The 13954-nt window shown below is 47.7% G+C and carries 14 protein-coding genes; 8 read left to right on the forward strand and 6 right to left on the reverse strand.

Translation table 11 applies throughout. The annotated features are described in order from the left end of the window. Positions 1 to 253: 253 nt before the first annotated feature. Positions 254 to 667, forward strand: coding sequence for a pseudomurein-binding repeat-containing protein (locus tag tca_RS01375; RefSeq protein ID WP_286708980.1), 414 nt, complete (start codon positions 254 to 256; stop codon positions 665 to 667). A gap of 89 nt (positions 668 to 756) precedes the next feature. Here the strand turns inward: tca_RS01375 and tca_RS01380 are convergent, their stop codons facing one another. From tca_RS01380 to tca_RS01395, 4 genes are all read right to left on the reverse strand, one after another. After that, positions 757 to 1302: a hypothetical protein gene (locus tca_RS01380; RefSeq protein ID WP_286708981.1), complete on the reverse strand. Its 546-nt coding sequence runs from the start codon at positions 1300 to 1302 to the stop codon at positions 757 to 759. Positions 1303 to 1370: 68 nt separating this feature from the next. Beyond that, the gene (locus tag tca_RS01385; protein WP_286708982.1) at positions 1371 to 2330 is read right to left on the reverse strand and encodes a M28 family metallopeptidase; all 960 of its coding nucleotides are present in this window, start codon (positions 2328 to 2330) and stop codon (positions 1371 to 1373) included. A gap of 274 nt (positions 2331 to 2604) precedes the next feature. Then, a complete protein-coding gene (locus tag tca_RS01390) occupies positions 2605 to 3066 on the reverse strand; it encodes a DUF86 domain-containing protein (RefSeq protein WP_286708983.1) in 462 nt (153 codons plus the stop codon). An 11-nt stretch (positions 3067 to 3077) separates the two neighbouring features. Then, positions 3078 to 3467: a nucleotidyltransferase domain-containing protein gene (locus tca_RS01395; protein WP_010875944.1), complete on the reverse strand. Its 390-nt coding sequence runs from the start codon at positions 3465 to 3467 to the stop codon at positions 3078 to 3080. 151 nt (positions 3468 to 3618) lie between these two features. Here tca_RS01395 and tca_RS01400 point away from each other — a divergent pair, with 151 nt between their 5' ends. From tca_RS01400 to tca_RS01420, 5 genes are all read left to right on the forward strand, one after another. Beyond that, positions 3619 to 4143, forward strand: coding sequence for a hypothetical protein (locus tca_RS01400; protein ID WP_286708984.1), 525 nt, complete (start codon positions 3619 to 3621; stop codon positions 4141 to 4143). Positions 4144 to 4222: 79 nt separating this feature from the next. Next, a complete protein-coding gene (locus tag tca_RS01405) occupies positions 4223 to 4663 on the forward strand; it encodes a MarR family transcriptional regulator (protein WP_286708985.1) in 441 nt (146 codons plus the stop codon). Continuing rightward, a complete protein-coding gene (locus tag tca_RS01410) occupies positions 4660 to 6012 on the forward strand; it encodes an MATE family efflux transporter (protein WP_286708986.1) in 1353 nt (450 codons plus the stop codon). Before tca_RS01405 ends, tca_RS01410 begins: the two co-directional genes overlap by 4 nt. A 148-nt stretch (positions 6013 to 6160) precedes the next feature. Continuing rightward, positions 6161 to 6925, forward strand: a complete 765-nt coding sequence (locus tag tca_RS01415; protein ID WP_286708987.1) for an ATP-binding protein — start codon at positions 6161 to 6163, stop codon at positions 6923 to 6925. Between the two features lie 93 nt (positions 6926 to 7018). Continuing rightward, complete coding sequence (locus tag tca_RS01420; protein WP_010875955.1) at positions 7019 to 7363, forward strand: STAS-like domain-containing protein; 345 nt, start codon at positions 7019 to 7021, stop codon at positions 7361 to 7363. Between the two features lie 212 nt (positions 7364 to 7575). Here the strand turns inward: tca_RS01420 and tca_RS01425 are convergent, their stop codons facing one another. Beyond that, positions 7576 to 11661, reverse strand: coding sequence for a cobaltochelatase subunit CobN (locus tca_RS01425; protein WP_286708988.1), 4086 nt, complete (start codon positions 11659 to 11661; stop codon positions 7576 to 7578). 464 nt (positions 11662 to 12125) lie between these two features. Between tca_RS01425 and tca_RS01430 the strand changes: the two genes are divergently transcribed. Then, entirely contained in the window at positions 12126 to 12401 is a 276-nt protein-coding gene (locus tca_RS01430; protein WP_245942868.1) for a type II toxin-antitoxin system HicB family antitoxin, read from the forward strand. After that, positions 12388 to 12588 carry a type II toxin-antitoxin system HicA family toxin gene (locus tag tca_RS01435; RefSeq protein WP_211305655.1) on the forward strand — a complete coding sequence of 67 codons (201 nt, stop codon included), beginning with the start codon at positions 12388 to 12390 and terminating at the stop codon, positions 12586 to 12588. Before tca_RS01430 ends, tca_RS01435 begins: the two co-directional genes overlap by 14 nt. 465 nt (positions 12589 to 13053) lie before the next feature. Here the strand turns inward: tca_RS01435 and tca_RS01440 are convergent, their stop codons facing one another. Beyond that, entirely contained in the window at positions 13054 to 13953 is a 900-nt protein-coding gene (locus tag tca_RS01440) for a hypothetical protein (protein WP_286708989.1), read from the reverse strand. Position 13954 lies beyond the last annotated feature (1 nt).

Below are 13954 nucleotides of genomic sequence, written 5' to 3' on the forward strand. Positions count from 1 at the left end.
TGAAACCACTGCCACCACTGCCCTTGCAGTGCTTCCATTTATTCAGTGGCTACCATCCAGGCAACGCAACAAGAGGCTTCGATGGGATTTCATCAGCTGACATAAACTAGATATACCCTGAGATACAGATACATAGCTGGGAATCTATATGAGACGTGCTTTAATTTTGATGGCCATGATATGCTCCACTTTAGCTATCTCTGGCTGTACACAAACAGGTAACAACACCTTATCTGAGAGTACAGGTGTGCCGGTGGCCGAAGTGCCTGAAATAGCCTACAGGGTTTCAGTTGCCAGTGGAACCATAGATTCAATAGAATATAAGGGCCTCAACCTTTCAATGAACCAGTGCCTCTACATATTCGCCCGGGCCATAGTCATGCTGGACAGTAACGATAAGGGTAACATATCGGTAAGGGAATATGGCAACCCTGAGAGTCCTGATGGCCGGTTAAGCTCCGCAACATTAACAAGGGCCGAGTATGTTGACATGGCCGGCAGGACCTACAGGTGGATGGATCAGAATGGAAGGGTCCCGAATCATGTTGGAATAAGGCAGGAGGGGGCAGGGGACCTCTCACCGGATATCCTGCTCAGGGTATTTGTCAGGGTCCTCACAGAGTACAGGTCCACGGGTAAACTCCCTGACAGGGTTACTGTATCATGATAGAAGAGAATATCGGGTAAACTCCCTGACACCATGATAGAAGAGAATACCAGTGATATGCCCACCTTCTGTGCCTTTAAGGGGTTCCTCTAACCAGTGACAGACCCGAATAAATTCTGGAAGAACTGTATTATGCTGTTTATGAAGCTCTGGATTGCTTCAAGGATCCCTCCCTGGGCCTCCTCTGTCCCGGTCCCGTTACCGGTATATGTGAGGGGTTTGCCGCCTGAGGATCCTGTTTCAGTCCTCCCATCTATTTTTGCACTTATTATTTTTCCGCTTTCTGCATCAACATAGATGGTCCCGACGATGTTCCCTGAGCTGTCGCGGACCCTCACAACCCATGCATCAGCTATGTACTCGTATTTACCGGTTCCCTCAAATGCATCCTCTTTATATTCCCCGAAGGGTATCCATTTAACCTCCCCGGTCTTATTAACCCTCACCTTCGCCTTCCAGTCACTGTAGGCAGGGGTCATGGCCGTGTAGGGCAGACCCTTTGAGTCCAGGTAGTCCTGTGCCAGTGCCGTTGCCTGGGCCCTCTCAATAATGGGTCCGGAGTCGGCAGAAACCGTTCCAAGAAAAACCAGAACGGTTAATATGGATAGAAGTTTTGCAAAATTCTTAAGGTACATAAAACACCTCCCTCATAATTTATGTTATGAAAAGCATATAGTTCTTTGCTTTTTTTGGTTGAAGGAGGTCACTGGAGGAGGTCCCACATCCCTCTGACAAGGAAAATGGCTTCAATACTGTACTCGACCATGTCAGCCATGGCATCCATGTGCCCTTCAAGGGCTTCCCTTCCACCTGACTCCTCAATGAGGTTGCTGAAGGTGTCACGGTCTGAGAGGTATCCCGGTATCTCGGTGATGGTGCTGTGGACACCCCCACTGGAGGGGTCCCTCATGGAGACCAGGAAGGTTGAGGGGACACCTGCAACTGAGAATGGGAGGTAAACGTGGCTTATGGCTTGCTCGCCCGCCGGTGTTGAGGCCGCCATGAAATCAACCACATTGGCCCTGATACCGTGAAGGCGGGCGTTGAGGGCAATGAGGCCGACAAGGGCTGGGCTGCTGTCAGCGTAGTAGTCCCTCCTCACAATGCAGGGGCTCCCCATGCCCATGGCCTCCAGGCTGATAACCGCAATGGTTCTGTTCACCTCCTCCTGCCTGTTAAGGACGTGGTACCTTGCACCTACCAGGTAGGGCAGATAGACTATCTGGTGGTATGCATCAGGGGAGAGGGCTGTCCTTTTCGGGGTTACCAGGGGGAAGGTGAAGCCATCCTCCCCGGCACCGAAGGCGATGAGTTTGATTGTGTATGGCGGCCTCCGGTCATGGTACCTCTCTGCAATTTCAAGGAGCAGTGCAAGTCCGGTTGCATCATCGTTGGCCCCGGGTGAGTAGTTCCCGCTCACGGGATCCACAGGAGTGTCCAGATCGGCGCAGATTATGATTTCACGCTCTGAATCACCCTCAATGGTGGCTATAACATTGCATGACCTCCTCACCCCCGGAGAGGTTAATGAGTAGTACCTGAATTCCTCCAGCTCCGTCTTTATCCCCAGATCCTTGAACCGTGAGGCAATGTACTCGGCGGCCATCCTTTCACTGGCTGAACCGGCGGGTCTTGGACCCACATCCTCTGAAAGGTGCTTCACTTCCCCCACCATATCCACGGGGTGAACCGGCTGGATTGAAAAAATCAGAATGATAATGATCAGGGCCTTTAACTTCATACAACCACACTGATATTATGTCGCCCGGGTAATTAAATCATGGCATGATCAGATCTTCTGCCCGCCATACTGGTAAAGCTGTGATCTTTCTGCAGAAACCAGAGGGCTGAAGGATTTCCTGTCCTTGAACCTGGCTGATAAAGGTTGGAGCTTAACCTGTTATCTTGCAGTAACTGGGCTGAATAAAGGTTGGAGCTTAACTGGGCGGCTGCATGCCCTGATCCTGTTCCTCATCATTCAATGAGTCAAGGATGGCTTTAATTTTCTCTGTAAACTCACGGAAGTCACTCAGGTGTTCCTGGAGTATTCTGAATGTTATACGGTCGTCTATCTTCCCGTACCGGTGCACCACGATATTCCTGAAGCCCCTCATGGCCTTTATCTTTTTGAATGTGTCCTCATCGATTATGCCTGATCTGAGGAGGTTCTCCAGGACCTCGCCATCGGAACCTGGCACGCCAAGGTTGAGGTCAGAGTTGAGGATTGAACATATGTCATAGACGTTTTCAACTGCAAATTCAAGTCTCTTATACATCCCGTCCCTTATGAGCCCAAGTTCTGAGAATTCACCGAAACTTTCAGGAAGGTTCTCCTCTATGAGTCCCACACTCTCCTCAATTTCGCGTATCTTGGTGAGTACAACGACCTTTCTGACCATCTCACACCCCCTTAACCCATCCTTTCAAGGCCAATGTAATCATAGAATCTATGTCTGAAGTCATCGAAGTCCCTGATGGTCTTCCAGGCGGTATCATAGAGGAATCTTTGATCATCACAGTAGATGACCTCACCCCTGAGTACCTCAACCTGGACGTAGAGTGGTAATTGCTGGAAGATCTGGACGTCGAAAATCTCATCAACCTCACTCAGGACCCGGAACCTGTAGTATGATGCCTCATCCTCTTCAGCATCATAGTAAATTGCAAGGTCTATATCAGACCATTCACCGCCCCTGAGGGCGGAACCGTATAGTATTATGAAACGGATCCTCTCTGAGCCCTCAATTTTCCTGATTACCCTCAGGAACCTGTCGACGTGTTTTCTGATAACTTCATCCATACCTTATGTTCTGTCTTTCATTTTTAGTATCCCTTTGCTTTGCAGCAGATATCACAGTAGAGTCATCCATTGGATATACGATCATGCTTCTCTGGGGGCTTCTGAATATAATAGTAAATGATAATAATGAATACAGTCAAGATATCTACCGGTGTTTCATGTGCTGGGATCCCTCTATGAAGAAGCGGCCCTCAGGGGGAGGATGCTGAAATCCTCAGCTGAATCCAGGCGCCAGGAACTTCCTGATGTCAGTGAATACTGGATCCGGCATGAGTCCATGGATGACTCACTCTCAACTGCAGCGGCTGAGGGGGGCTCGGGTTTTAAGGAATTTTCAGGCCTCATACTCGCAGCCATCAACACCGCCGTGCTCTCAGACTCGGGTGAGATTGTTGAGGGGAGCTTCCTGGACATCCTGGGACCCCAGTCAGGCATAAGGGAGCGGGTGAGGAACCTCACAGCCATATGTGAATTCAAGAACAGCATAATCGCCATGGAGGACTTCCCCCTCAGATTGCAGGATAACCTTGACAGGTTTGTTAAGAACAAGTTCATAGAGCACCTCCCCGGGGACGTGGCCGCACATATGAGGTACAGCCTCCTCTACAGGCCCGATGAACTGCTCAGGCTCCTCCGGGATAATGGACCCGTGGAGGTCCATGACTTCAAACTCTAGTCTTTTTTCTGGACTATGTTGCAGATGCAACAGTTGCAATGACAACATTTATATATGTTTTCCCACCAGATAGATCAGCATGGACAGGGACATACCACTCAAGGGACTCCTCTCAATAATCCTCAGGAGTCACAGGGTCTTCATCGGGAGGGAGCTGGGACACCTGAACCTCACAGACGCCCAGGTGGCATGCCTCCTGAGGATCCACAGGGAACCAGGGATAAAACAGGATGAACTCGCCACCTTCTTCCACGTGGACAAGGGAACCATAGCAAGGACCCTGAGGCGCCTGGAGGAGAGCGGATTCATTGAGAGAGAGCAGGACCCGGAGAACAGGCGCAGGTACATCCTGGAGGTAACCGGGAGGGGTGAGGAAATTATCCCCCTCATACTGAAGGTTGAGGAGCGCTGGGAGGACCTCCTCTTCAGGAACTTCACAGACGAGGAGAGGAGGATCTTCAGGGAGATGTGCAGGAGACTGGCAGAGGAGGGACTGAGGATAAGGGGTGATGAACCATGAGTGAAGGAGTCAGGATCATCAGGGGCGATCCCAGGAGGGCCCTCATCAAACTCTCAGGGCCACTCATAGTGGCGATGCTCCTCACATCCATCTACAACCTGGTGGATGCAGTCTGGGTGGCCGGACTCGGAGGTGAGGCCCTCGCAGCCATAGGGTTCGTAACACCCATCTACATGATCCTGGTGGGGCTGTCCAACGGTCTCGGCGCCGGTGCAGCGTCATCGGTATCAAGGTGCCTGGGGGCCGGTGACGAGGAGGGCATGAACAACAGCGCATCACACACCATCCTCATCACACTGACGGTCTCCATAATCCTGACGGTGATAATCGAGATCCTCCTGAGGGACATCCTCCTCTCCCTGGGCGCCGCAGGGGCCCTGAAACCTGCAATTGAGTACGGTAGCGTGGTCTTTGCAGGTACCCTCTTCACCCTCTTCCCGGGGGCCGCCTACGGAATACTGAGGTCAGAGGGTGATGCCAGGAGGCCCATGTATGCCATGGGTTTATCCGCCGTCCTCAACATGGTCCTGGACCCCATCCTCATCTACACGGCAGGCTGGGGCATAGCAGGGGCGGCCTGGGCCACAGTGATATCACAGTTCCTGGTGTCGCTCCTCATAATCTACTGGTTCCTCGCAGGGAGGACCTTCACCTCCATAGGCTGGAGCCACTTCAGGGCCGACCGGGGGGTCGCCTGGTCCATCCTCTCGGTCACCATACCCGCAAGTGCCGAGTTCCTGGTCATGTCCATGGTAACAGCCCTCCTCAACTGGATACTCACATCTGTGGCCGGGACCTCGGCGGTGGCTGTCTACTCTGCAGGGTGGAGGATAGTGATGCTCGCCATAGTCCCTGTGATATCGGTGGCAACAGCCCTTGTGAGCGTATCAGGTGTTGCATACGGGTCAAGGAACTTTGAAAACCTGGAGGTGGCCCACGGCTACTCGATAAGGCTGGGCCTCCTGATAGCTGGGGCCACGGCGGCCCTCACATTCGTCCTGGCGCCATGGATAGCCTGGATATTCTCCTACTCCCAGGCTTCCTCCCATCTGGCGCCGAGGATAACCGGGTTCCTGAGGGTTATATGCCTCTTCTACATCTTCCTGCCCCCGGGTATAATGTCAGGGTCCATATTCCAGGGTGCGGGGAGGGGGATGACGTCCCTCATGCTCTCGGTGATAAGGCAGGTCCTCCTGGTGGCTGTCTTCGCCTACCTCCTTGCCGTGACCCTGGGCCTCGGTGAGGCTGGTGTCTGGTGGGGTGTCGTTGCAGGTGACATCGGGGGTAGCCTGGTGGCCTACCTGTGGGCCAGACTCTTCATCGGGAGGCTCAGGAGGTACGCTGTCTGATCATCTTAAAGTTCATATGAAGATCTCAGCCACTCTCCTAAGCGGATTATAAATTAGTCTCAGAAGCCTTTTTTCTTCAACGGCAGCGTGTGAGGTTTTTATCAGCTTATGGTGAATACTTATCAATGAGTTTATAAAAAATATATTTATGAATGATCCCCCATTGATTGAGAATTATGTTACCTACTCTGAAATACGTTCTCGGGTGAATGATAATAGAATGCTGGATCTAAGACAGTATTCCTGGTTCTATCCGACTACTCTTCTTCCCCTTTTCCATTTGAAGAAAACAAAATCTTTGAGGTGTGAGTTACATCCGGGTGTGAAGCATTATTTTGAGGTTATGGAACAGGGAAATCCTGGCAAAGGAAAAACATACATTCCATTCGTTGAACTATTACATGACAGATCCGAAAGGGATCCTCTCAAATACGTATATGATTTGTTAGATAAAAGTTATGGTGGGAAGGATGCTTTATGCTTTTTGCTCTCCGAGTTGTCCGATAATATTTATCAGCATTCAAAGTTCACCTCAGCTTATATTCTGGCGCAAAAATATCCTAAGAAAGGTTTCATTGAGATATGTTTTCTTGATGATGGTGTAAGCATACCTCAGAATTTTGAGAATCATGATTATTACTTTGAATATGACTCTGAAGCAATAATACAAGCTATAAATGGAAAATCCACTAAAGTTCCGTACCCTGGAGATCCTGAAAGAGGTTATGGTCTTAATAACATACTTAAAATATTTGTTGAGGGTGGGAAAGGCGAACTATTAGTGGTGTCTAGAAGGGGGGCTTTTTATAAATCTCAGGATGCTAAGATGTATGAGTTAGGTAATGAGTTTCAAGGGACATTAGTCAGCCTGCGCATACATAAAGGGAAGCTTAACATATATAAATACATTTAACAAAATATAAACATAGGCACTGTTAGCTGAATACCATTTGTGGCTCTCTAGAAAAGTATATATGTATGTTAATGTGGTGGTAATCATCTTACCGTGGGAAAAGGACGGGATGTAGATATGAAAAATAAAATTGAAAAGATAAGGCTGGAAAAGCACATCGGTGCACTGCTGGCTTTCAGGGATTATGTGGATGATCTTTTTGAGGAGATAAACAGACTGGATGCGAATGTAATAGAATTAGATTTCGAAGGCGTGGAATTTATGAGTCGATCCTTCGCTCACGAGTACTTGATGCGAAAATCAAAGTCAGAAAAGGATATTTATGAAAAAAATAAGTGTCCTTCAATTCAGAAGATGTTAAGTGTTGTTGAAAGGTCCTTTAAGAATCCTCGAAAAATTAGGGTGACGCCTACACCGCATCCTATTAAAATAGCTTAAATTTAGTAAAGAAATCATTTTCCTTGTGTGGGCTAACGATACTCTTGAAACTGTGTTTTCACGGACCCCTTTAAGGTTGTCTTCTGCAATACATTTAATTGTCCATTATATTATTCAGCGTTATGCTGTCTGAAACAGATTAGCTGCAATTCGGTCAAAAAGCAAAATTTGACGTTAAAATGCTCTTATAATCAAAAAAAGAATAAATGGGATTATTTTATCTTGCTACGTCCACTGAGGAGGTAACCTGCACCCATGAGACCCACTATTGCAATGATGCCAATTAGAGCGTAAACTGGCATCTGTGTTGTCTCTGAAGTACCCTGTGTTGATGCTGCTACCTCATAAGCCTTTACATCACCATTTTCAGTGGGTGATGAGGATGCTGAGGTAGATTGTGAAACTCCTGCCGAACCTGAGGTTCCTGAAGATGTCACTGCACTCATGGCATCGGATTCACCTCGTGATGCACCATCTGACACTGAATGCTCTCCATTGCCCTCGTTTGATGGTTTATCTGTATCAGCAGCTGGCAGATTCTCTCCCCATGCAGCAGCCATTGTATGTTTGAACTTCTCGATCGCGGCACGGTTCAATGTTGAGATGCTGACTATCCACTGATTCAGCACTATGTTGGCGCATGTATGATGGCAGCAGACAACACCATACTGGTTCACCATGTTGATATACTCATTGGCAAGGGAAGCCTTAACCTGGTCTGATGGGCTCCAGTAGCCCTTACGCACTGTTTCGATGAGCCTTGCAATAATTGAAGCCCTTGCATAGGGATTTGATTTGCTGAAGAATTCATTCAGACCCATACCATAACTGTCCCTCACGTAGATGCTGTTCACCATATCCCATGTCGATTCAGATACCAGTTCTGGATTTGTAACCTGCCACATCCAGAGGTTCTCCACAAAGGAATCCATATACCTTGCACCGTCATAGCCGCCTTTCATCATACCCTCAATCCATCTGGGGTTGAGGTATCTTGTCAGGAGGTCCCTTGTGAGGAACTGGCTCATCGTTTCTATCTTTGCATCACTGCGGAGGTTATTTATGTACATCTCTGGTTTTGAACCTGAAACTATCTCCACTGCAAGGCTGAGGCCTCCGAAGTAGGCTGCTACCATTGGGTGCTCAAGGGCACCGTAGAGGTTTGAGCTCCTGCTGAACATGGCCACAGTCACATCCATAAGGTTATCCCTGAAGATGGAGGGAACCTTCAATCCAGTGATATTTTCACCGTAGGCCGATGAGACCCTCTCAAGGTAGAAACTGGCCAGCTGATCACTGTTATTCCAGGTTTCACTTGCAGGTATTGCCTCCTGGAGGCCCGGTGAATAGGCGCCCGGTTCCTCAGAGAATATCCTGAGAAGGGATAATCTCCTTGCATCGGTCTCACTGAAACCTTCTCCCAGTAGTTTCAGGTAGATGGTCTCTGAGTTGTTCCTGATATGGTTGGGGGTGTCGCTGGCTCCAGCAGCGAGTTTAACTGCCCTGTCAATGAGGGTTATTATATCCATGTGAAGGTCCCTGTAGAGTCCTGAGGTAACCACTGTAATGTCGATGCGAGGCCTTGTAAGGTTTGTTATGAGTTCAACGTCCTTGACCCTGCCCTTTGAGTCCCATACAGGTTTAACACCCATGAGGTAGAGTATCTCTGCCTCCATTACTCCCTGGTGCCTCATGGTCTCTGAGGCCCACAGGACGAATGCAACCTTTGTGGGATAGGTTCCATGTTTACTCAGGTAATCCTCAAGGAAGCTGTCAACGAGTTTCACTGCAGTTTCCCATGCAGTTCTGGTTGGAATTGTCCTTGAATCCAGTGGATATGGGTTTCTTCCTGTTGGGAGAGCATCAGGGTTCCTTATAGGGTCACCTCTGGGACCGGGTGTTATGTATCCACCTTCAAGGGCTGTGAGTATGGCTGTTATCTCGCTGGTGCAGTTACGGATTCTCTGTGTATACTCAATGGCAAGCTGGAGGTAGCCTGTTATGGTAGCATTTAAGCTACCAGTGGTTCTGATCTGAGCCTCTTCGGGTGTGAGGTTGTTCAGCACGACCTCCCTCAGCAGACTCTCTGTAGCTGTCCCATTGATTTGGGGCAGCATCGCAATTAATAGCTGTATGAGTTCTTCGCCTTCGGGTGCTCTTCCAAGGACATGTGGTCCATAGGGTATGTAGCTTTTTCTGATATCATCAAGGTATGCTGTGACATCTGCGAGGAATTCATCGAAACTGTCGCCTGTGTAGTTGAATCCCACTGTCCGGCTCTGGTTTATGATTTTATCACGGTAAGCATTCTTCAGGGTGTCATCAACGGTTTCCATGTATAGTCTGATGTTATCATAGAGTTCGGAGAGGTTTCCGTAGAGTCCGGAGGGTATAAGTACGGGTGTCATGAAGTTTATGATCAGCATGTTTGCCCTTCGCTTGTCAAAGATTGCGGGGGCGTCCATGGGGAGCACGTGGATTATGGGCATGTCCTGGAGTAAAACAGCGCCCCAGTCCCTGCTTGATAGGCCCTCCTGTTTTCCCGGCATCAGGGGCACGAGACTGAACACTGATAGTATGGCGTCTGCATGGTAGACCTTCCTCATCCACCAGTAGAATGCGAGCAGGTTGTGGGTCGGTGGAAGTTTCCCTGTATTGTAGAGTGTGGTGTTATCCTGCAGCCAGCCCCACACCGGTTCAGGGGCGAGTAGGATGTTTCCGAATTCCAGTTTTGGTATGACAATGTACTTTCCGGTGCTGTTCGTATAGACCATCAGGTTTCCAGGGGCGGGGCCCCATGCATCTGTGACCTCCCTCTGCATATCCAGAGGCAGTTCGCTGAACCAGTTGAGGTATTCATCCTCCGGTATCAGTATGACACTTCCAGATTTCACCCTGTTTTCAAGTTCACCGGGCGCCCATGTGCCCACATTGCTTCCAACTTCTGCCATGAGGTGTGCGAGTTCTGCCTCTCCGGGCAGTGTTCTGTTGCCGACGTTGTATCCCCTCTCCTGCATTGCTTTCAGTATCGCTGCTATGCTTGCCTGGGCATTGAGATAGTAGTCGATGTCTGCACCAACATTCGCCTTCCCCCCACCTTCACTGTAGTAGGTTATCACAATCTTCTTGTCATGGTTGCTGAGTTTTTTGAGGTTCATCCAAGAGATGGTCCTCTTCACTAGCCACTCTATCTGGTACTCTATGGGCCTGTTGTATATGACACCCGTAAGAGGGTCGGTTTCCTTGACGCTTATGACTATGGGCTCTATTATCCCATCCATCTCTGCAAGGGATAACTGGTAGACTTCAGAGCAGGGCACGCCCTGGGCGCTGTTCTCCCAGGATGTGAGGTTCATGCTGGTTGAGAATATTCTGATACCGTTGAGAACCGTGACGTTGAGTTTCTGAAGATCCTCAACACCTCCTGTCCAGTTCTGTGAATTCAGAGTGGCACCCCTTGAGATTAACACCGCGGCATCTATGATGGCCTTTCCATTTAACATGATATATTCCATTGAATTGGCGTCCCTGTAGGTGTAGGTTGAGACTATGACGTTGACATTCTTTGACTCGAAGCTCCTTACAAGTGCATCCAGTAGTGGACCGTCCCTTGCCATGTCCGTGTACTCTGTGCTCAGTATCCCGACGGTTGGGGAGCCTTCATGGTATCTTCCTGTCTCCATGTACCAGTCCAGGTATTCTGGGAGATTACTGAATATCTTTGGTGCATCTGGATGGTATATGCCCCAGAGTGGGCGCTGTTCAGGTTCTCCAGGGGTCACATTGAGGTTGCAGAATGACGCCGCCAGGTAGAGGATGAGGTTCTTCAGGTTCCTCTCGCTGGTATAGTTGAGGTATCTGAGGCTTTCATTGAACCGGGGGTCTGATGTGCTCACTGTCTGGAGGTCCAGGATCGGCGCGTAACTGTTTCTTGCCGAGGGTTCAACGCATATCATTATCGTTGAGCCCCTGTTCCGGGCAGCTCTCAGTTTATCGCTGAGGGCCTCCCATACAGGTGAGGAAAGACCACTCCTTGTGCCGAAGATTATCACGTCGCCGCTTATATTGTAAGTGAGGTTGGTCTCTGTTCTACCGCTCTCTGCCCGTACCTTTATGATATTTCTGATGTCGCTGTCATTGGCCACCCGGTTTATCAGTGCAATTTCATTGGGACTTGAGCTTACTATGAGTATCTCTGGCATGCTCTGGTTCTGCGCTGTGCCGTTCTCTGCGAATGATGTCCCGCTTGCTGCAAATAGACAGATCACAAGTGCAGTGTATAATATATGCTTCTTCACAAGCTCACCTTTTTCAGGTTTATTTTAAAATATTTCAAGTAAAGCTTAAAAAAGGAGGTATATAAAACTTGTTAACAATTTTTTATTTCATATTATTACAAGCTGTGGCCTTGCAGGTAGGTGCATCTCTTCCTTGTGGAATGATCCCCCGTGCTGAAACATGTGGAGCTGTATCTTCCTTTTTTTGCGCACTGAATAACTGCTCTGAGGAGATTAATCTGAATCATTCAGTGAGGAGACTGGAGAGGTCCAGACTTTTCTCTTTATTATATATATCCAATTTAATTCAAAAAATAAAAAATTAAACAGGCTCTTCCTTGATTTTTGGTGGAAGTGAGCTCCTATCAGCTTAATAAGGGATACTCCGTAGAGATTCCACAACACAGAGCATATAAATAAATATTATAAATTATATAATCTGTTGTAGCAGAAAAGACCGCAGGAGCAGGTGATTTTTTGTGGCTATGTACAAATTAGAACTCCCCATATCAATTGAAAGAGAAGGAAACTGGTTCATTGCAATCTGCGAGCCATTTAATGTGGTCAGTCAAGGTAAAAGTGAGGAAAGTGCAGTAGAAAATCTTAAAGAGGCCCTCGAGTTATTTTTAAATGATGAGGATGTTCTGAGACAATATTCTACCGAGATCAAAAAATTCGTGGTGCCAAAAAAGGAGCAGTATGTGAGTGTTGAAATACATGACTGGGAGGATACCGCCCCTATCAGGAGTGGAAGTCTGTAAAGCTCTCCAGAGGGATGGTTTCAAGAATGCAGGTGGAAAAGGAAGTCACAGGAAACTTAAAAAAGTAGATAACGAGGTCCGGGTTGTTATTGTCCCACTTCATGACGAAATTGCACCAAAGACTCTGAATTCTATTCTCAAACAGGCAAAGATAACACGTGAAAGATTTCTGGAGCTTCTAAAATAACGGCTCTGTAGAAATCATAGTTGCGGTTTTCACCTGCCTGAGATGATGTTTGTGTTTATTTTTCTTGCCGTTGAATGTCCCCTACATACTCCACTGTTTATATTTTCCGGTTTATTGGGTATCACATCCCTTAAATCGTGTTTGGGGCTTCATTGAAGACTGAGCAAGTATATTATCCAGGTGTCCACGAGCAGTTGTGTAACTTTTCCCACTATGGCTTTATAAGCGCAGACTTACTGGTCCTTTTCCATATGGTGATCCACTGGACCTCCATGCAGTAAATGCACCGTCCCAGCAGTTCACCCATATTCGATGCATCTGAGAATTTCCTGGTAGTATGAGAATCATAAAGCCAGATCACTGAAGACATTAAACTAATTCACGGTAACTCATGCCTCAGATGGCTCTTCAAGCATAACAGATCTATGTTCAGTCTGCTCCTAGATTTGACATGATATGTGAAAATTAGGCTGATAATCTCAATTTACCGTCCCATGTCATCCGGAAATAGGTCTTATCCTCTAATTTTGTTCCGGGTGTGAAATAATATTGTGGTTTTGATATGGTTGCTCCTGGCCCTGAACCTCCCCTCTGAGTTTCAGGGTCAAAGTAGCCTCTCCCTGCTAATAGTTCAAGGTCCCCCCTGAAATTCAGGTTTTTATCATATTTTAAGTGGCTGATTAAGAACTCACTGGATACTGTAACGCTGTCTTGGACTTTCACTTCAAATGGGGGAGCTATTTTGTTAACTCCATCAAGGAGTACGTGCCCGAAGCCGTATTTTGACTCTCCCCCCAGAATGAGCTCCTGGATGATATTGAAGTTATCGATAAAGATTCCGGCGTCGACATCCACTTCCCTGTTATTTATTTTTGCATCTTCTTTGATCCAGATCCATCCTGTAACTTTAACGTCTTCTGGGGTCCCGGTTTTGTCGCACGATTTGTTATTTATGAATTCAATCTCGTGAAGGCTCTGATCCTTTGCGGTTGAAGAACCGGGCTCAATGGCTGTGGATATCTGGCTGCCTATAAATTTATGTTCAAATTCTGCTCTGGCTATCTTAATATCATGACCGTATTTAATCCCTTCATCTGTGTAGGAGGGAGAATAGATCGTCTCTCCATCATAGATATAGAAATATGAGAATACAAAATTATTCATGATGTCTTTACCGGTATTCTTATAATGATGGGCGGCAGGTTTTTTGAAGAGATTTTCTGCTGTCCTTTTTGTCACAGCACCCCACAGGTTCCTTCCAGGAATGTAATATCTTGTGGGTGAAACCACCGAGCTCTTAGATGGTAGATAGCCAATATGGAGTGGGGTTTTTAACTTAAACACGACATTGATCGTTCTCCACATC

The sequence above is a fragment of the Methanothermobacter sp. EMTCatA1 genome (assembly GCF_002356395.1).
In the GTDB taxonomy this organism is placed as follows: Archaea; Methanobacteriota; Methanobacteria; order Methanobacteriales; family Methanothermobacteraceae; genus Methanothermobacter; species Methanothermobacter thermautotrophicus.

Coding starts and splice junctions, on each gene's coding strand:
- tca_RS01410 (WP_286708986.1), top strand. CDS start 4,660: ATGAGTGAAGGAGTCAGGATCATCAGGGGCGATCCCAGGAGGGCCCTC.
- tca_RS01415 (WP_286708987.1), top strand. CDS start 6,161: ATGAATGATCCCCCATTGATTGAGAATTATGTTACCTACTCTGAAATA.
- tca_RS01395 (WP_010875944.1), bottom strand. CDS start 3,467: ATGGATGAAGTTATCAGAAAACACGTCGACAGGTTCCTGAGGGTAATC.
- tca_RS01405 (WP_286708985.1), top strand. CDS start 4,223: ATGGACAGGGACATACCACTCAAGGGACTCCTCTCAATAATCCTCAGG.
- tca_RS01440 (WP_286708989.1), bottom strand. CDS start 13,953: ATGTGGAGAACGATCAATGTCGTGTTTAAGTTAAAAACCCCACTCCAT.
- tca_RS01430 (WP_245942868.1), top strand. CDS start 12,126: ATGTACAAATTAGAACTCCCCATATCAATTGAAAGAGAAGGAAACTGG.
- tca_RS01390 (WP_286708983.1), bottom strand. CDS start 3,066: ATGGTCAGAAAGGTCGTTGTACTCACCAAGATACGCGAAATTGAGGAG.
- tca_RS01380 (WP_286708981.1), bottom strand. CDS start 1,302: ATGTACCTTAAGAATTTTGCAAAACTTCTATCCATATTAACCGTTCTG.